This window comes from Streptomyces sp. NRRL F-6676 (assembly GCF_000725625.1).
Lineage (GTDB): Bacteria > Actinomycetota > Actinomycetes > Streptomycetales > Streptomycetaceae > Streptomyces.
Window position 1 is genome coordinate 82,426 of sequence record NZ_JOHS01000001.1, and the last position, 17,777, is coordinate 100,202.

At 72.6% G+C, this 17,777-nt stretch carries 10 protein-coding genes and 2 pseudogenes; 6 read left to right on the forward strand and 6 right to left on the reverse strand.

The genetic code is table 11. The features are described 5' to 3' along the window. Positions 1 to 80: 80 nt before the first annotated feature. Both IO29_RS00370 and IO29_RS00375 read right to left on the reverse strand, forming a co-directional pair. A complete protein-coding gene (locus tag IO29_RS00370; RefSeq protein WP_030378113.1) occupies positions 81 to 452 on the reverse strand; it encodes a transglycosylase family protein in 372 nt (123 codons plus the stop codon). A 72-nt stretch (positions 453 to 524) separates the two neighbouring features. Beyond that, positions 525 to 1,205, reverse strand: a complete 681-nt coding sequence (locus tag IO29_RS00375; RefSeq protein WP_033224388.1) for a hypothetical protein — start codon at positions 1,203 to 1,205, stop codon at positions 525 to 527. Positions 1,206 to 1,773: 568 nt separating this feature from the next. Between IO29_RS00375 and IO29_RS00380 the strand changes: the two genes are divergently transcribed. The 3 genes from IO29_RS00380 to IO29_RS00390 are packed head-to-tail and all read left to right on the forward strand — an operon-like array spanning position 1,774 to position 11,222. Then, positions 1,774 to 4,419 (forward strand): beta-L-arabinofuranosidase domain-containing protein, encoded by a 2,646-nt coding sequence (locus tag IO29_RS00380; RefSeq protein WP_030378115.1) that lies wholly within the window; start codon positions 1,774 to 1,776, stop codon positions 4,417 to 4,419. Between the two features lie 60 nt (positions 4,420 to 4,479). Beyond that, on the forward strand, positions 4,480 to 7,923 hold the full coding sequence (locus tag IO29_RS00385) for a glycosyl hydrolase (RefSeq protein ID WP_078618107.1): 3,444 nt from the start codon (positions 4,480 to 4,482) through the stop codon (positions 7,921 to 7,923). 50 nt (positions 7,924 to 7,973) lie between these two features. Then, complete coding sequence (locus tag IO29_RS00390) at positions 7,974 to 11,222, forward strand: family 78 glycoside hydrolase catalytic domain (RefSeq protein ID WP_030378117.1); 3,249 nt, start codon at positions 7,974 to 7,976, stop codon at positions 11,220 to 11,222. Between the two features lie 132 nt (positions 11,223 to 11,354). On the opposite strand, the gene IO29_RS00395 is transcribed toward IO29_RS00390, so the two are convergent. Beyond that, positions 11,355 to 12,146 carry an SAM-dependent methyltransferase gene (locus tag IO29_RS00395; protein WP_030378118.1) on the reverse strand — a complete coding sequence of 264 codons (792 nt, stop codon included), beginning with the start codon at positions 12,144 to 12,146 and terminating at the stop codon, positions 11,355 to 11,357. 166 nt (positions 12,147 to 12,312) lie between these two features. Here IO29_RS00395 and IO29_RS39190 point away from each other — a divergent pair. The 3 genes and pseudogenes from IO29_RS39190 to IO29_RS00405 all read left to right on the forward strand — a co-directional run. Further along, positions 12,313 to 12,429, forward strand: a pseudogene (locus IO29_RS39190) (lipoate--protein ligase family protein); the annotation flags it as partial. A gap of 212 nt (positions 12,430 to 12,641) precedes the next feature. Further along, positions 12,642 to 12,947: pseudogene (locus IO29_RS36090) on the forward strand (chitinase); the annotation flags it as partial. A 131-nt stretch (positions 12,948 to 13,078) separates the two neighbouring features. Beyond that, entirely contained in the window at positions 13,079 to 14,143 is a 1,065-nt protein-coding gene (locus IO29_RS00405) for a lipoate-protein ligase LplAB (protein ID WP_030378120.1), read from the forward strand. A gap of 196 nt (positions 14,144 to 14,339) precedes the next feature. Here the strand turns inward: IO29_RS00405 and IO29_RS39955 are convergent, their stop codons facing one another. The 3 genes from IO29_RS39955 to IO29_RS35410 all read right to left on the reverse strand — a co-directional run bounded on the left by IO29_RS39955 (position 14,340) and on the right by IO29_RS35410 (position 17,776). Further along, entirely contained in the window at positions 14,340 to 14,465 is a 126-nt protein-coding gene (locus IO29_RS39955; protein ID WP_267881964.1) for a hypothetical protein, read from the reverse strand. 197 nt (positions 14,466 to 14,662) lie between these two features. Continuing rightward, positions 14,663 to 16,411: a non-ribosomal peptide synthetase gene (locus IO29_RS35405; RefSeq protein ID WP_051707071.1), complete on the reverse strand. Its 1,749-nt coding sequence runs from the start codon at positions 16,409 to 16,411 to the stop codon at positions 14,663 to 14,665. Between the two features lie 21 nt (positions 16,412 to 16,432). Beyond that, positions 16,433 to 17,776: a condensation domain-containing protein gene (locus tag IO29_RS35410; RefSeq protein ID WP_030378122.1), complete on the reverse strand. Its 1,344-nt coding sequence runs from the start codon at positions 17,774 to 17,776 to the stop codon at positions 16,433 to 16,435. Position 17,777: the final 1 nt, after the last annotated feature.

The following is a 17,777-nucleotide window of genomic DNA, read 5'->3' on the forward strand; positions in this document are numbered from 1 at the left end:
CTTCCCGCACCGCACCTTCAGGGCAGAGCGCCCGCGTCGGCCTCCGCTTCGCGGCTCGAGCCCGGGGGCCGGTGTGCCGCTCAGGCGCAGGTCCACGCCGACATGCCCTGGAGCGCGGCCAGTTTGCGGGCGACGGCGATCTGTTCGGCGCGGGTGGCGAGGTCGGCGCGGGCGGCGTACTTCAGGCCGCCGGCCGCGACCCAGCTCGACTGCTTGAACTGCAATCCGCCGTAGTGGCCATTGCCCGTGTTGGCCTGCCAGTTGCCGCTGGACTCGCAGGCGGCGATGGCGTCCCAGTCGGGGCCCCGCAGCCCGGCGGGGGCGGCTGCCGCTGCCGCCGTCGGGACGGTGAGCAGGGCCGCGGCGGTCGTCAGGAGCGTGAGCGCCGTACGGAGTCCGGCGGGGCGGAGGCCACGGCGGAGGACCGAGTCAGAGTTCTGATGACCAATCATGCACAAACTGTTACATGATACGAATAAAGGATGGGGGATTGGATGCCGCCATCCGTGGGGCGGCCCCCGGGCTCACGGCACGTCGTCGAGGCCGTGCAGTTCGTTCAGCGGCGTGCCCGCCGCCCAACGCCTCAGCCGCGGCCCGTCGATGAGATGCACTCCGCCCTGCCGGTGCGCCCACAGCGCGTCCCGCCGGCTGAAGGCGCCCCGGTGCACCACCATCAGCAACGGCTGCCGCGCGCGCGGCCCCGCCGCCGCGCACAGCGGGTCCTCGCCGGGGAGCGGTTCGGCGACGGGGCGGAACGCCACCTCCAGCAACCGGCCCCCGGCGTCCCGCGCCACCAGTCGCGGAAGATCCGGCTGTGACGGCCGCCGCACCCGCCACCCCTCCCGTCGCAGCATCCTCGCCACCGCCTTGACCAGTCCCGCCACGTCCAACTCCGCCAGTTCCTCGGGGGTGTAGTAACCGCGCCGACGGCGGGCGAGCGGACGGCGGTACAGGAAGAGCATGAGGAGCGCCAGGGCCACCACGACCGCGATCGCCGTCGGGGCGACGGCGCCGCCGGCCCGGTACAGCAGGGCGAACCCGGCCACCAGCGCGCACGCGAGCACCACCAGCGCGGCGAACGCGGGCAGCACGTCCCGCAGTTCGGGACCGTAGCGCCCCTGCGCCCGCAATGTGTCGACCGTGCGCCGGCGGCGGGCGCGCCACGGGCCGCCCGTCGTCTCCCACGGCCCCCTCCGTGTCTCCACGGCCGGCACCCCCCACCCGCGCTCACCCGAGCGGACGTTCGCATGGCTACCCGGGCGGGAGGGGCGAACCGCGGGGCAAGAGGACAACCGGCCATCAATCTGGCCGAACCGTTGCGCAGGGGCGGTGGGAGAGGGGAGCAGTCGAGGGTGCGGGCGGTGTGCGCCGGTGTCGCCCCTCCGGGCGGGGACGCCTGCTGGTATTGAACGATTCAATTCCTGGGGTGGGTCCCGGTCGCGGCTCTGGTGCGGCGTCCCGGCCGACGGATCGCCGTGCTGCGTTCTGATGCCGACAGGTCAAACAACAGGCGAGGTCAGGGGATTGGGCTCGCACAAATCGCCCCGCCGCGGACGGTGCGGCCCAACATCGTCCGCTGTGAGAAGTCTTGACGCTCGCCGTGTGCCCACTTACCGTCTCCGCCGGACGACATAAAACGATTCAACACCTCGCGGCGTCATGTCACGCCGTCGGCCGCCCCTGCCCTCGACCGCTCGCGCCCCACTCGCCCCACCCAGGTTCACCTCCGGTCCCGCGCACCGCCCGCACCACCCGCGCCCGGGCCCGGAGGCGATGCCGCACGCCCGAAAGGAGCACGGCACCTTGCCGCAACCGTCCCGCAGACAGGTCCTGTTCGCCGCCACCGCCACCACGGCCGCCGTCGCCGTGTCGGCACCCACGGCCGCAGCCGCACCCCCGTCGGCCACCGCACCCCCGTCGGCCACCGCACCCCCGTCGGCCACCGCGCCGACGGCGGCCGGGCCCGGCGTCCCGGCGCGCACCCCACCGCGCGCCGCCCTGGCCCCGTTCCCGCTCTCCTCCGTACGCCTGCTGGAGAGCCCGTTCCTCGCCAACATGCGCCGCACCTGCGCGTATCTGCTCTTCGTCGACACCGACCGGCTGCTGCACACCTTCCGTCTCAACGTCGGGCTGCCCTCGACCGCCGAGCCCTGCGGCGGCTGGGAGGCGCCCACCGTCCAGCTCCGCGGCCACACCACCGGCCATCTGCTCAGCGGGCTCGCGCAGGCGCACGCCAACACCGGCGACGACGCCTACGCGGCCAAGGGACGCGCCCTGGTCGCCGCGCTCGCCGAGTGCCAGGAGGCCGCCCCGGCCGCCGGGTTCCACCGCGGCTACCTGTCGGCGTTCCCCGAGTCGGTCTTCGACCAGCTGGAGGCCGGCGGCAAGCCCTGGGCCCCGTACTACACCCTGCACAAGATCATGGCCGGGCTGCTCGACCAGTACCGACTCAGCGGCAACAAGCAGGCGTTGGAGGTGCTCCGGGCGATGGCGGCCTGGACCGACGCCCGCACCGCCCCGCTCTCCCGCGAGCTGATGCAGACGGTGCTCAAGGTCGAGTTCGGCGGCATGAACGACGTCCTCACCCGCCTCTACCAGGTCACCGGTGACACGACTCATCTGCGCACCGCCCAGCGCTTCGACCACGAGGACCTGTACGCCCCGCTCGCCGCCGGCCGCGACGAACTCGACGGACGGCACGCCAACACCGAGATCGCCAAGGTGGTCGGCGCCGTGCCCAGTTACGAGGCCACCGGCGACGCGCGCTACCTCACCATCGCCGACACCTTCTGGACCACCGTCGTCCGCCACCACTCGTACGCCATCGGCGGCAACTCCAACAAGGAACTCTTCGGCCCGCCCGACGAGATCGTCAGCCGGCTCTCCGAGGTCACCTGCGAGAACTGCAACAGCTACAACATGCTCAAGCTCGGCCGCCACCTCTTCCAGCACCGGCCCGAGCGCACCGACTTCATGGACCACTACGAGTGGACCCTGCACAACCAGATGCTCGGCGAGCAGGACCCCGACTCCGCCCACGGCTTCGTCACCTACTACACCGGGCTGTGGGCCGGCTCGCAGCGCGAGGGCAAGGGCGGCCTCGGCGCCGCGTCCGGCAGTTACAGCAGCGACTACGACAACTTCTCCTGCGACCACGGCACCGGCCTGGAGACGCACACCAAGTTCGCCGACACCATCTACTTCCGCTCCCGCGACACCCGCCACCCGGCGCTCTACGTCAACCTGTTCATCCCCTCCCTGCTGCACTGGGACGAGCAGGACGTGACGATCCGCCAGGACGCCGGCGAGCCGAGCGGCGGCCGCACCAGGCTCACCGTCACCGACGGCGACGCACGCTTCGCGCTGAAGATCCGCATCCCCTCCTGGGTGGCCGACACCGGCCGGCAGGCCGTGCTCGAGGTCAACGGCCGCCGCGCCCCCGGCCCCCGTCCGCGCCCCGGCACGTACGCCACGGTCGAACGGCACTGGCGCACCGGCGACACCGTCGAACTGCGCCTGCCGCGCACCCCGGTGTGGCGGGCCGCGCCCGACAACCCGCAGGTGCGGTCGGTGTCGTACGGTCCCCTCGTGCTCGCCGGTGAGTACGGCGGCACCGCGCTCGCCACCGTGCCGACCATCCGCCCCGACACCCTGCGCGCCACCTCCGGCGGGAGCGGCGCCACGTTCACCGCGCTCGCCGACGGCAAGCGTGTCTCGCTGCGCCCGTTCCACGAGGTCCAGCACCAGCGCTACAACGTCTACTGGGCGGTGACCCCGGAACCCGGCCGCGTGCGGGACGTCGCCCGCTACCCGCTCGACGAGGGCACCGGCACCTCCGCCACCGACCGCACCCGCGCCTTCGGCCCGGCCCTCCTGGCGGGCGGTGCCTCGTGGTCCGCGGACGGCGGCGCCACCGCCGTGGCCCTCGACGGACGGGACGGCCATGTCGTCCTCCCCGCCGGACTGCCCAGCGGGCTCGCCGAGTTGACCGTCAGCGTCCGGGTGCGCGTCGACGCCCTCGCCAACTCCGCCCGCGTCTTCGACCTCGGCTACCACAAGGAGACCTACCTCTTCCTCGCCGCCACCACCGGCGCCGGACGCGCCCGCGCCGCCTGCAAGATCGCCGGAATGGAGGGCGAGGACGTCATCGACGCCGCCGGCCCGCTGCCCGTCGGCCGGTGGACCCATGTCGCACTCACCCTCGGCGGCGGCACCGGCGTGCTGTACCTCGACGGCGAGGAGTCCGGACGCAACACCGCCATGGTGGTGTCACCGCTGCTGCTCGGCGCCAGTACCCGCAACTACCTGGGCCGCTCCCAGAACAGCACGCACCCGTATCTGCACGGCGCGGTACGGGACTTCCGGCTCCACAACCGGGCGCTCACCGCCACCGAGGTGGCCCGGCTCGCCACCGGCTGATCCGCCGCCGTACCCCTTCCCACCCGCAGGAACGCACCCGCACCCCGCAGGAGTACCACCATGCCCGACATCCCCGACACCCCCGACAGCCCCGTCACCCCCGGGACGCACGACGGCGACGGTCTGTCCAGACGCACGTTCGTCGCCGCGACCGGCGCCACCGGCGCCCTGCTCGCCCTCGGCGTCCCCGCGACGGCCGCGCACGCCGCCCCCGCCGAGGCGGCCACCGGAACCGCCCCGGGCACCTTCCGCGCCAAGGACTTCGCCGACCCCCGCAAGGACAGCCGGCCCACCGTCTACTGGTACTGGAACGGCCCCGTCACCCCCGAGCTCGTCGACCGGCAACTCGCCGAGCTGCGGTCCAAGGGCATGTACGAGGTCATCCTCTTCTCCTTCGACAACGACCAGATGCGGCCGGTGTTCTTCACCGAGGAGTGGTTCGACATCGTCGGCCACACCCTGGAGGAGGCCAGGCGCACCGGCATGCGGGTGTGGCTGTTCAACGACGACCACTTCCCGAGCGGCCGCGCGGGCGAGTACATCGTCAAGGGCGGCACGGTCGGCTCCCGCACCTACAGGCCCCGCCCCGACCTCCGCCTCAAGGCCCTGTGGCGCTCCACCACCGTCGTCGAGGGCCCCGCCCGCGTCGACCTGCGCCGCAGTACGGGCGTCGGGGTGGAGGCCGGGCACCTGGTGGCCGACGCGGGCATCCTCGACGGGGCGGCCGTCCTGCGCGGCGGCGACACCTGGACCGACTGCACCGTCACCGCGAGCGCCAAGGCCGAGTACACCGGCGCCGGACTCCTCGTCCGCGCCTCGGCCGACGGGCGGGACGGCTACGGCGTCACCTTCGACCAGACCGGTGTCGTCACCGTCCAGCGCCTCGCCGGTGGCAAGGACCCCGTCGAACTGCTCCGCAGCACCCGCACCGACGGCTTCAACAAGACCAAGTACCACACCCTCGCCGTCACCCTGCGCGGCGACAGCCTGTCCGTCACCCTCGACGGCAGGGACAAGGGCACCGCCACCGACACCGCGTACGCCGCCGGCGGGGCGGGTGTGCGGGCGGTGTCCGCGCAGCGGTCGCTGTGGGACAGCCTCACCGTCACCGCCGCCGACGGCTCCACGCTCTACACCTCCACCTTCGACACCTCCGCCGCCGCGGGCGACTTCCCCGACCGCGCCCCCGTGGACGGCACCCCCGCCCCGGTCGCCGCCGCGGCCCGGCCGGTCGGCTCCACCGACGCGGACGACGTCGTCGACCTGACCGGCACGCTCGACGGCGGCCACATCTGGCAGGCGCCGAAGGGCCGTTGGCAGATCGACCTGTTCGGCGGCATCCCGCTCGTCGACGACTCCCAGGGCTACAGCCGCAGTTACGTCGACCTCCTCGACGACGAGCCGGTGGAGCTGTTCCTCGACATCGTGCCGGGGGAGTACCACCGCCGCTTCCACCGCTACTTCGGCACCGTCGTCCCCGGGTTCTGGGACGACGAGCCGTTCTTCGCCTCCGCCCAGGCCCACTTCAACCGTCTGCCCTGGTCGCCCACCCTGGAGCGGGCACTCACCGAGGTCGGCACCACCCCCGGCCTCGCCTACGCCAGCGCCTTCGACGACCTGGGCCGCGACGGCCGGATCGCGCGGGGCCGTTACTGGCAGGCCGTCTCCAACCGCTTCGCGAAGTACTTCGAGAGGCAGTCCCGCTGGTACGACGAGCGGGGCGTCGCCCTCATCACCAACCCGCTCTACGACGAGACCTCCCCGGCCAAGCGCATCCCCTCCACCGGCGACCTGCACAAGGTCCACCAATGGGCGCAGGTGCCCGGCGGTGACATCATCACCGCCGAGTACGTCCTCGGCGAGCAGAACATGATCGCCCGCAGCCCCTCCTCCGTCGCCCACCAGATGGGCCGGGAGCGGGCGCTGCTGGAGATGTTCGGCAACATGGGCTGGCAGGTCACCCCGTCGTTCGTGCACGCGACCGTCGGCGCGCAGGCCACCCGGGGCATCAACCTCACCGTGCTGCACGCACTGTGGACCGACGAGACCCTCGTCTACTTCCCGCCGCCGTTCGGCCCGCGCGCCCCCTGGTGGTGGGCGATGCGCCCGCTCGCCGAGTGGATCGGCCGCGTCATGGAGGTCTCGCGCGGCACCTCCGGCGTCCGCACCGCGCTGCTCCAGCCGCAGCGGGCCGCCGAGCAGACCACCGGCACCGACGCGCAGGGCCCCGTCGACTCCGCGCTCACCGACGCCGCGTACGCCCTGGAGCGCGCCCAGGTCGACTTCGACCTGCTGCACGAGGGCGCCCTCACCGGCGACAGGGCCCTGCTCGCCCATGCCAGGGTGAGCGGCGGCCGACTCGCCGTGGGCGACGCCCGCTACGACCTGGTGGTGCTGCCGACGACACCCGTCCTGGACGTCGCCGGAGTGTCCGTACTGCGCGACTTCGTGCGGGCCGGCGGTACGGTCGTCGCCGTCGGCTCCCTTCAGGACGAGGACGCGAACGGCAAGGACCGCTCCCTCACCCACGCCCTCGCCGACCTGTTCGGCGACGGCCTGCCCGGCAGCCGTACCCTCGGCCGCGGGCGCGCGGTCCGCGTCACCGGCACCGACGCGCTGGGCGCCGCCGCGCAGGCCGCCGGTGCCGCCGTCGCCGTACTGGACCCGGCGCGGGAGGCCGTACGGGCGGTGCGCGTGCACCGAGGCAAGGACACCGCGTTCCTGTTCAACAACGAGAGCGGCGAGCGCGTCGAGACCGTCGCCACACTGCCCGTCACCGGGGCACCCGAACTGTGGGACCCGGCGACCGGCGAGACCCGCCCGGCACCGGTGTACCGCGACGGCGGAAGCGGCCTGAAGGTGCCGCTCGCCCTGGAGGCGTACCAGACGGCCGTCGTGGTCGTCCCGCACACCGGGCACACCGTGCCCCACCTCACCGACTCCCCGCTGCCCGTCCTCGGCGTCCAACGGCACGGCACGATGCTGCGGGCGACCGTCGAGGCGACGGCACCGGGGGAGCACCGGCTCACCGGCACCGACGGCCACCGCACCTACCGGGGCACCGTCCGCGTATACGACACGCTCGACCCGGTCACCGTCGAGGGCGACTGGACGTTCACCTTCGAGAAGAACGGCGCCACTTCGGTCACCGCGCCGCTCGGCACCTGGACCGACCACGACCGGCTGTTCTCCGGCAGCGGCACCTACAGCAAGGACATCGACCTCACGGCCGCGCAGCTCGCCGGACGCCGGGTCCTGCTCGACCTCGGCGACGTGCGCGAGGTCGCCGCCGTCACCGTCAACGGCGAGGAACTGCCCGCGCTGCTGTGGGCGCCGTTCACCGTCGACATCACCGGCCAGGTGAAGCCGGGCCGCAACACGGTCACCGTCCGCGTCGCCAACACCCTCTCCAACGAGCGCAACAAGCCGATCCCGTCCGGACTGCTCGGCCCCGTGGCCGTCCGGTTCGCCCGCCGTGTCACGGCCGAACTGCGGCGCGACTGACCGCGGTCCACTCCCCCCAAGCCCTGCACACATCACTTCCGAGGAGCACCATGCGCAGACCACGCCGCCTGCGAGGACACCACCCCGCGGCCCTGCTCGCCGCCACCACCGCCTTCGCCACCGTGCTGGCCGGCGCGGTCACCGCCGACGCCGCGGCCGCCGGAGCCATCGCTCCGGCCGCGCTCCGCACCCAGCACCTCACCCGGGCGCTCGGCATCGACGACACGACACCCGAGCTGAGCTGGGAGACCACCGCCCGCGCCACCGGCGTCCTCCAGGGCGCCTACCGCGTCCAGGCCGCCACCTCCGAGCGGCTGCTGCGCAGCGGCCGGCCCGACCTGTGGGACTCCGGCAAGGTCCGCTCGGCCACGCCCGGGACCACGTACGCGGGCAAGAAGCTCGGCTCCCGCACCCGCGTGTACTGGCGGGTCATGCTCTGGTCGGGGCACGGCAGCGTCACCTCCGACTGGAGCGACACCGCCGTCTTCGAGACCGGTCTGACCGAGCAGTCGGACTGGGGCGCCGACTGGATCACCCACCCCGACTGGCGCTTGAGCAAGAAGACACTCCAGCCGGTCGTCGTCAAGGTCCCGCGCACCACGCACCGTTACCTCCGTCTCGACGTCACCAGGCTGGGACTGCCGCTCGCGGAGAACTTCCCCGGCCTCACCTGGCGGCTGCAACTCGGCGAGATCGACGTCCGTGACTCCGCGACCCCCGCCGCCGGACTGGCGAAGGGCGCCGCGGTCACCGCCTCCGAGACCAACACCCTGCGCAAGACATGGGAGCCCGCCCTCGCCGTCGACGGGCTGCCCAACAGCGCCCTCCAGACCGCCGCCGGCTACTCCAGCGCCGCGCACACCTCCGCCGACGTCTCCGGGGCGCCGGTCACCCTCACCCTGGACCTGAAGTCGGCCAAGACGTTCGACGAGATCGCGCTCTACCCGCGCGCCGACGTCCTCACCGACGACGGCAAGGTCCCCGACTTCCCCGTCGACTACGCGCTGTCCAGCGGCGACGCCGCCACCGGCCCGTTCACCCGACTCGCCGCCGTCACCGGGCAGCAGCCGCCCGAGCCGTATCTGCCGTCCGGACTCCCGCTGCTCACCGACGACTTCGCGCTGCCGAAGCACGTGCGCAGCGCCCGCCTCTACATCGCCGGGCTCGGCATCTACGACGCCACGATCAACGGCGAGGCGGTCGGCGACGCCGTCCTGGAACCCGCCAACACCACCTACGGCGACCGTGTCCAGTACGCCACCTACGACGTCACCGACCGGCTCCGCACCGGCGCCAACACGATCGGCGTCGCCCTCGGCAACGGCATGTCCAACGTGGTCAGCACCGCCGACCGCTACCGCAAGCTGTACGGCAACCTCAGCGACCCCAAGCTGATCGCCCGCCTGGAGGTCACCCTGGCCGACGGCACCACCCGCACCGTCACCAGCGGCGACGACTGGCGCACCACGCTCGGCCCCACCACCTCCTCCAACTGGTACGGCGGCGAGGACTACGACGCCCGCCGCGAGATCCCGCACTGGGACGAACCCAGCGGCGACCACCGGAAGTGGCAGCACGCGGTCTCCGTCGGCGCCCCCGGCAGCACCGCACAACCCGCCGAGCTGAGCGCCCGCGAGACCGAGCCGATCCGTGTCGTTCAGACCCTCACCGGCAAGGAGGTCGACGGCGCCGAGGGCAGCCGCGTCTTCGACCTCGGCCGCAACATCGCCGGCTGGCCCGAGATCACGGTGACCGCGCCCAAGGGCACCACTCTCCGCGCCTACCCGGCCGAGAGCCTCAAGGACGGCCACGCCTTCCAGTCCATCAGCAACGTGGGCGCACCGCTGTGGGACAGCTACACCAGCGGCGGCGGCCGGAACGAGACCTGGCACCCCACCTTCAGCTACCACGGCTTCCGTTACCTGGAGCTGAAGGGTGTGCCCGAGGGCGCGAAGATCACCGTACGGGGCAAGGCGCTGCGCACGGACAACACCTCCGCCGGCACCTTCGAGAGCTCGGACTCCCTCATCAACGGCATCCACTCGCTCATCCGCGGGGCGATCGAGGGCAACATGATGAGCGTCCTCACCGACTGCCCCAGCCGCGAGAAACTGGGCTGGCTCGAGCAGGACCAGCTGGTGTTCCCCGCCCTGGCCGCCAACTACGACATGCAGTCCCAACTCCGCAAGATCGTGCGGGACATGGCCGACGCGCAGACCGCGGAGGGGCTGGTCCCCTCCACCGTCCCCGAGTACACCAGCCTGCCCGGTGCCTACCGCAACGACTCCAACTGGGGCGGCGCGTTCGTCCTCGTCCCCTGGCAGCTGTACACCACGTACGGCGACAAGGAGACCCTGAAGACGTACTACCCGAAGATGAGGCAGTACGCCGACTTCCTGAAGACCCAGGTCTCCGGCGGCATCCTCGACTACGGCCTCGGCGACTGGTTCACCCCCGACCGCACCTTCCCGCGCGCGGTGGCCGGCACCTTCGGCTACTGGCGGGTGGTCGACGCGCTCAGCCGCATCGCCGGTGTGCTCGGCGACGACGACGCGGCCGCCGCGTACCGGGCGCAGGCCGACGAGAGCGCCCGGGCGCTCGCCGCGAAGTACTACGACGACGCCACCGGCACCTTCGGCGGGGGCGGCCAGGGCGCGGAGGCGCTCGCGCTGGACATGGGCGCCTACCCGGCGGGGGAGAAGGACAGGCTGCTCGCCCACTTCACCACGTCCGTCAAGGACGCGGGTTACCACCTGCAACTGGGCGAGATCTCCCTGCCGTCCGCCTTCCGGGTGCTGTCGGGCGCGGGCCGCGACGACATCGTCGAGAAGATCGCCACGCAGACGACCAGCCCCAGCTACGGCTACCAGGTACTGGCCGGCAACACCACGCTCGGCGAGTCCTGGGACGGCGGCGCGGGCCAGTCGCAGAACCACTTCATGCTCGGCGCCATCGACTCCTGGTTCACCACCCGGGTCGCCGGCCTCGACCAGACGGCGGGATCGGTGGGCTACCGGGAGTTGTTGATCGACCCGGCCGTCGAGGGCGGCCTGACGTCCGCGTCCGGCTCGTACCGCACCCCGTACGGCCTCGCCCGCACCGACTGGAAGCGCGACGCGGACGAGTTCCGGCTCACGGTGGACGTCCCGGCGGGCAGCACGGCCGAGGTCCACGTTCCGCTCCTCGGCGGTCGCGCCCATGCGCCCGAGGACGCGCACCTGGTGCGCACGGGGGACGGCGAGGCGGTGTACCGGATCGGCTCCGGGCACTGGACGTTCCGTGCGACGGGGCTGAGCTAGGAGCGAGCGCGTCCGGGGAGCGTGGGACGCGGTCGGCCTCCGGGCACGGTCGGGCTTGAGACGCGGTCGGGCCCGCTCGGCTTCTGCCGAGCGGGCCCGACCGCCATCGCCCGTACCGCTTCCGCTTCCGCGTCAGGAAACGCGGGCCACGGCCGCGTAGATACCGCTGCCCTCCGGGTCGGCCGGGGGAGTGGGGGAGCCCGTCCACTCGGTGGCGGTGACCAGGCCCGGGGGGACCATCTCGAGCCCGTCGAAGAAGCGGGCCACCTCGTCACGGGTGCGGAAGGCGAGACGGATGCCGCCCTTCGCGTACTGGTCGATCACCTGCTGCGCCAGCTCCGGGAACACGTCGATCCCGGCGTGCGAGAGGACCAGGTAGCTGCCGGAGGGCAGGACGTCCACCAGCCTGCGGATGATGCCGTGGGCGTCCTGCTCGTCGGAGATGAAGTGCATCAGGGCGATCACCGAGAGCGCGATCGGGCGGTCGAAGTCGAGGACGCCGCGCGCGTGCTCGACTATCTCCTCCGGGTTGCGCACATCGGCCTGGATGTAATCGGTCGCGCCCGCGGGGTCACTGATGAGCAGCGCCTCGGCGTGCCGGAGCACGATCGGGTCGTTGTCGGCGTAGACGATGCGGGCGGACGGTACCGTCCGCTGCACGATCTGGTGCAGGTTGGGCGCGGTGGGGATGCCGGTGCCGATGTCGAGGAACTGGTCGATGCCCTGGGCGGCGAGGTAGGCCGCCGCGCGGTGCATGAACTCACGGTTCTGCCGCGCCCCGTCCCGGGCCTCGGGCGGCAGGGTGTTGCCCACGGCCTCGTCGACGGGGTAGTTGTCCTTGCCGCCCAGCAGCCAGTCGTAGACCCGTGCCGGATGGGCCTTGCTGGTGTCGATCCGGGGCGGCTGGGGGGTGTCGCTGGTCATGGCAGGCTCCGTCGTCCGCGGGGTGGTCCCCCACCGTATCTTTTCGGTGATCGTACTCTCATCTGCCCTCTCCGAGACGTGAGTTGTCGCCGGGCCACCCAGGCCGTGGGACGGCCGGGCGACGGCACCCGGCGTCCGTCCCCACCTGCGCATACGGTGGACGAACGGCATCACGGCGGAGGGGGTGGCCGTGGCGGTCCGCCGGGCCCCGGCGAGGGCTGCGGACCACTCCGACCACGAGTGGCAGCTCATCCGCGACGAGCGGCAGTCGCCCGCTCCGCATGGCCCCGGACGAGGTTCTCATCAGGAGTTCCGACACGTACGCCGGGCGGGAGGGCGACGCATCCCACGACCGCTGAGGGAACCTGCGGGGACTCGGTGGGGCCACCGCCACCGCGGCCCGCACTCCTGCCCGTGCCCTGCCGGGGAGGCACGTGGCCATGGCGGAGGCGGGAAGTGCCGCGCAACCGCTGCCCGGTCACCGCGTCGCCCGGGTGGGACGGCCAGGACCCGCGCTGCGGCGCCTGTCTCCCCGTCATTCACGCCCTGCGCGACGACCTGACCCTGCTGCACGTCCGGGACTACGACTCGGGCCCGGTCACGGGCCTGGGCAACCAGTACCACTCCATGGGCGCAGCAGACTTCCACATCGCCATGACCGACATGCTGCTCACCGGCTTCCCGGTGGCCGGCGCCCCGGACAACGTCTTCCCGCCGCTGCGCCCCGACCAGGTCGCGAGCGGCATGCCGGCCTCCACGAACGCGGGCAACGGCTACGTCTCCCCGGCCGAGGTCACGAGGGGGACGCCGCGCTTCGGCCGTGCTCGGAGTGAAGTGCTACACGTCCCCTTCGCCGCCCACTCCGGCGCGGAAGGGAAATGCCCTGGTGAGCGTTGGCGTTCCACGAGGCGACAGCGATGGAGGCGGATACGGTGCACGGCGAGTACAAGATCCCCGGTGGCAAGCTGGTGGTCGTCGACCTGGACGTGATCGACGGGGCACTGCGCAATGTGCGGGTGGCGGGCGACTTCTTCCTCGAACCGGACGAGGCCCTGCCGGCCATCGACGCGGCGCTGGAGGGTGCCCCCGCCGAGACCGACGCCGCCGGACTCACCGCCCGAGTGAAGGGCGGGCTGCCGGAGGGCACGGTGATGTACGGCCTCACGGCGGAGGGGGTGGCGGTCGCGGTCCGCCGGGCTTTGGCGCGGGCGACGGACTGGTCGGACTACGAGTGGCAGCTCATCCGCGACGAGCCCCAGTCGCCGGCTCTCCACATGGCCCTGGACGAGATCCTGACCGCCGAGGTCGCCGCCGGCCGCCGCGCACCGACCCTGCGCGTGTGGGAGTGGGCGGCACCGTCGGTCATCATCGGCAGCTTCCAGTCCCTGCGCAACGAGGTCGACCCGGAGGGCGCCGCCCGTCATGGCGTGACGGTGGTCCGACGCATCTCGGGCGGCGGCGCCATGTTCGTCGAACCGGGCAACACGGTCACCTACTCCCTGTCGGTCCCGGCCCCGCTGGTCTCGGGCCTGTCGTTCGCCGAGTCCTACGCGTATCTCGACGAGTGGGTGATTGCCGCGCTCGGTGACATGGGTATCAAGGCGTGGTACCAGCCGCTGAACGACATCGCCACCGAGGTCGGCAAGATCGGCGGCGTCGCGCAGAAGCGCATGGTGGCCACGGACGGTGGGCCGGGTGCGGTGCTGCATCACGTGACGATGAGCTACGACATCGACGCGGACAAGATGCTGGAGGTGCTGCGGATCGGCAAGGAGAAGATGTCGGACAAGGGCACGACCAGCGCGAAGAAGCGCGTGGACCCGCTGCGCCGCCAGACGGGCCTGCCCCGCGAGACGGTCATCGACCGCATGCTCGCCTCCTTCCGCGCCCGCCACGGCCTGACATCCGGCCGGGTCATCCCGGAGGAGATGGCCCGGGCGGAGCACCTGGCCGCGACCAAGTTCAGCGATCCGGAGTGGACGGCGCGGGTGCCGTGACGGGGTCCCGCGCACTGCACGGTCGAGCAGACGTACGGTACCTACCGTCTTTGATGCCGGGAAGCGTCATCAAGGCCGCGCGGGTTCCGGATGCCGGCGGTAGGAGGCGGCCTGAAGCTGTAGCGGATCACGGTGCCGGTCCACTCGCCGCGGCCACTCGCGACCCGTGCGCCGTCACGCAGCCGGCGCGCGGCGCTCACCCCCGGGACAGGCCGTCGGCGGCCAGGGTGGCGAGGGCGTCGCCGGTCTCCTCGGGTTCGCCGACGCGGCCGAGTGCGGGCTGTCCGGCCAGGACCTGCCGTATCCCGGCGTCGTCCCGCATCGCCCCATCGTCGAAATCGGTGGTGGTCGACCGGATCCCGGCGTGCACCGCGACTCCGAGGGACGCGTGGCACGGTCGACGTCACCGAGTCGACCGCCCCCACCGTCCTGGGCCTTCGCGGCGGCACGCGCCGTTGGGCATGGTGCCCCGGCGGGGCCGGGGCCGGCCGGGGCACCATGCCCAACGGGAGCGCGGCGTCAGCCCAGAGCGGGCAGGATGTCGGCCACCGTCTCCGCCCTGATGACGTCGACCGCGCGCACCCGGAGGCCGAACTCCTCACGTATCCGGCTGATCAGCCGGGCCGTGGTGAGGGAGTTCACGCCGGCGTCGGCCAGTGAGTCGTTCAGCCCCAGATCCTGTCCCACGAGGTCGCGGACCATCGTCAGCAGCACGGCGGCGGGTGAGTGGTCCTTCTCCTCGTCGCCCCGCCCGTTCCGCAGCAGTTCGGCCAGGGCGGCACGGTCGATCTTGCCGTTGTCGTTGGTCGGCAGGTCGTCGAGGAAGAGGGCGGCCCGGGGGACGGCGGGGCCGGGCAGACGGGCCGCGGCGTGGGCCAGCAGGGCCTGCTCGGAGCGGGTCGCGCCGGCGGAGGTGGTGAGCGCCGCACCGACCTGGCGGACGCCTCCGCCGGTGGTGAAGGGAAAGGCCGCCGCGCTCACCACGCCGGGGAAGGACAGCAGCGCCGCCTCGATCTCGGCGGGCTCCAGACGGACACCGTCGATCTTGAACTGGTCGTCGAGACGGCCGTGGAACTCGAGCACTCCGTCGGGCCTCATCAGGACGCGGTCGCCGGTCCGGTAGGTCCGCTCCTCGCCGTCGGCGGCGGGGACGAAGCCCCCGAGGTGGCCGCCCGCGTAGCCGAGGGCGACCCCGGCACCGGTGACCCGCAGTTCGCCGGGCGTCCCCCGGGGCACCATCTCGCCGGCCTCGTCCGTCACCGTCACCGTACGTCCGCTCAGCGGCACACCGATGGGGATCGCCAGCGGGTCCTCGTCGGCCCCGACGACGTGGGTGGTGGTGAGGACGCCGGCCTCGGTCGGGCCGTACACGTTGAGCACCCTGGCCGGGAAGTCCGGGGCGGGGGCGGCCCTCAGACGGTCGCCGCCGACCAGGAGCCACCGCAGCGCCAGGTGCGCGGGCCGGGCCGCTCCCATCACCAGTTCACCGAGGGGGGTGGGCAGGAACATCGAGTCGATCCGCTGGTCGGCGCACCATTCGAGGAGGCCCTCGGCGGAGCTGAGAGCCCCCTCGGGGGGCACGACCAGTGTGGCCCCGGTGCCGAGGGCGAGCCAGAGGTCGAGGAGGTGCGCGTCGAAGCCGGGACTCGCCGCCATGGCGACCCGGTCCTCGTGCGTGGTGGCCAGCCGGGTCGCCAGCCAGCCGATGAGGGTGGTCAGCGATTCCTCGCTGCCGAGCACGACCTTGGGACGGCCGGTCGACCCGGAGGTGGCGATGGCGTACGGCGCCGGCCCGGCGGCTCCGGCCGTCCCTGCGGCGCGGCCGGTCACGGCCAGGGCCACCTTCGTGTCGGCGACACCGTGCCGGACGACGCGGTCGCCATGGACGTCCGGGTGGTCGTCGAAGGCGATGAGGTGGCGCGCCGCGGCGGTGTCGACGATGCTCTCGCGGCGGTGTTCCGGGGGGTTCTGACCGAGGGGCAGGTAGGTCGCGCCCACCTTCGCGAGGGCGAGTGCGGTGACGACGAGCGTGACCGAGCGCGGCAGGAGCACCCCGACGATGTCGCCGGGGGACAGGTGCTCGCGCAGGCGGGCCGCCAGTTCCGAGGACAGGCTGTCGACGGTGGCGTAGTCCCAGACGGCCTCCGGTGTGAGCACGGCGGGTGCCTGCGGGCGGACGCGCGCCCAGTGGGAGAACCAGTCGAGTACGGTCCCGCCCGGTGCCGGAGGCCGCGGGGTGGCGGGCGCGGGAAGGTGGCTGAGGAGCATGGCAGTCTCTTCCGTCGTCAGTTACAGCTGGGCGAGCGGGGCGCCGGGGTGACGCAGGTACGAGGCGAGGAGCGCGAGGTGGTCCTTGGCGAACGTCTCGACGTCGTCGTGGTCGAAGAAGGCGAGCTGGTAGTCCCACATGATCAGCATTCCCGGTGCGTGATCACGGTGGGTGAGGCTCCGGCGGTGGTCGGGCATGAGGACGGCGTCCAGTGCGAACCGTGACGTGCCGTTCGGCATGCCCTCGACGAGATCGACGCGTAGTCCGCCCAGGTCGAGTGCGGGGAGCGAGGCGTCGTGTGCGCTGAACATCAGGCTGAACAGCGGGTTGTCCAGTCCGGAGGCGGATCTGCGGCCGAGGTCGCGGGTGAGCCGCTGGATCGGTGCCTGATGGTGCGCGAGGCTGTCCATGAGCTGCTCGGTCAGGTCGTCGAGCAGGTCCCGCGCGGGCCCGGGATGCCGCAGGTCGAGCCGGAGCGGCAGGGTGTTGACGAACATGCCGACGCAGTCGGTGAACCCCTCCGGGCGGTTGCCGACCGCGGTGCCGACCGTGAAGTCCGGCCTGCCGGTCCACCGTTTGACGGTCTCTCCGAACAGGGCGAGCAGCACGGTGAACGGGGTGTGGCCGTCCCGCTTCGCCCGCTCGCGCAGCGCGGCGGCCAGGTCGGCGGGTACCGAGGTGCGCAGTTGCCCGCCGGCGATGCCTTCCGACGTGGAGGGTGCGCCGAAGGGACCGGTGAAGTCGGCTCCGTCGAGCACCGAGCGGAAGTGGCCGAGCGCCCTGGCGTAGGCGTCCTCGTCGGTGTGGGAGGGATGCCCGAGGTAGTCCACGTAGGAGCGGGAGGCGAGGCGCCGCGGCGGGTTCCCGCGCACGAGGTCGGCGTAGGTGCCGAAGAGGTCGCGCAGGGTGAGCGCGAAGGACATCCCGTCGTGCACCAGATGGTGCTCCGTTTGCAGCAGCCGGTGCCGTCCGGGGCCGAGCACGACGAGGAGCCATCGGATCAGGGGCCCCCGGTTCAGTTCGAAGGGCCTGTTGTGCAGTGCGTCCCGGAGGTTCTCCAGCGCGGCCTCCGGTTCCCGCTCCCCGCTGAGGTCGACGACCTCGATGTCGGGGTCCTCCGGTGCGCCGACCCGCTGCCGGGGCGGGAAACTCCCGGGGACGAGGTGCAGACGGAGACCGTCGTGCCCGGCGATCACGTGCCGCATGGCGGAGCGCAGTGCCTCGTGGTCGAGGGGGCCGTACAGGTCGAGCGCGGCGGTGAACGTGTAGGCACGGCTGTCGGGGAACAGGTCCTCGTGCAGCCACACGATCTGCTGCGAGGGGGTCAGCGGATGGTCGGTGGTCGAGGTTGACGAGAGGGTCACC

Bases quoted from the DNA above. Each gene is read 5' to 3' on its own strand.
- IO29_RS00390 (WP_030378117.1), top strand. From the start codon at position 7,974: ATGCGCAGACCACGCCGCCTGCGAGGACACCACCCCGCGGCCCTGCTC.
- IO29_RS00385 (WP_078618107.1), top strand. From the start codon at position 4,480: ATGCCCGACATCCCCGACACCCCCGACAGCCCCGTCACCCCCGGGACG.
- IO29_RS00395 (WP_030378118.1), bottom strand. From the start codon at position 12,146: ATGACCAGCGACACCCCCCAGCCGCCCCGGATCGACACCAGCAAGGCC.
- IO29_RS00380 (WP_030378115.1), top strand. From the start codon at position 1,774: ATGCCGCACGCCCGAAAGGAGCACGGCACCTTGCCGCAACCGTCCCGC.
- IO29_RS39955 (WP_267881964.1), bottom strand. From the start codon at position 14,465: ATGCGGGACGACGCCGGGATACGGCAGGTCCTGGCCGGACAGCCCGCA.
- IO29_RS00370 (WP_030378113.1), bottom strand. From the start codon at position 452: ATGATTGGTCATCAGAACTCTGACTCGGTCCTCCGCCGTGGCCTCCGC.
- IO29_RS35405 (WP_051707071.1), bottom strand. From the start codon at position 16,411: ATGCTCCTCAGCCACCTTCCCGCGCCCGCCACCCCGCGGCCTCCGGCA.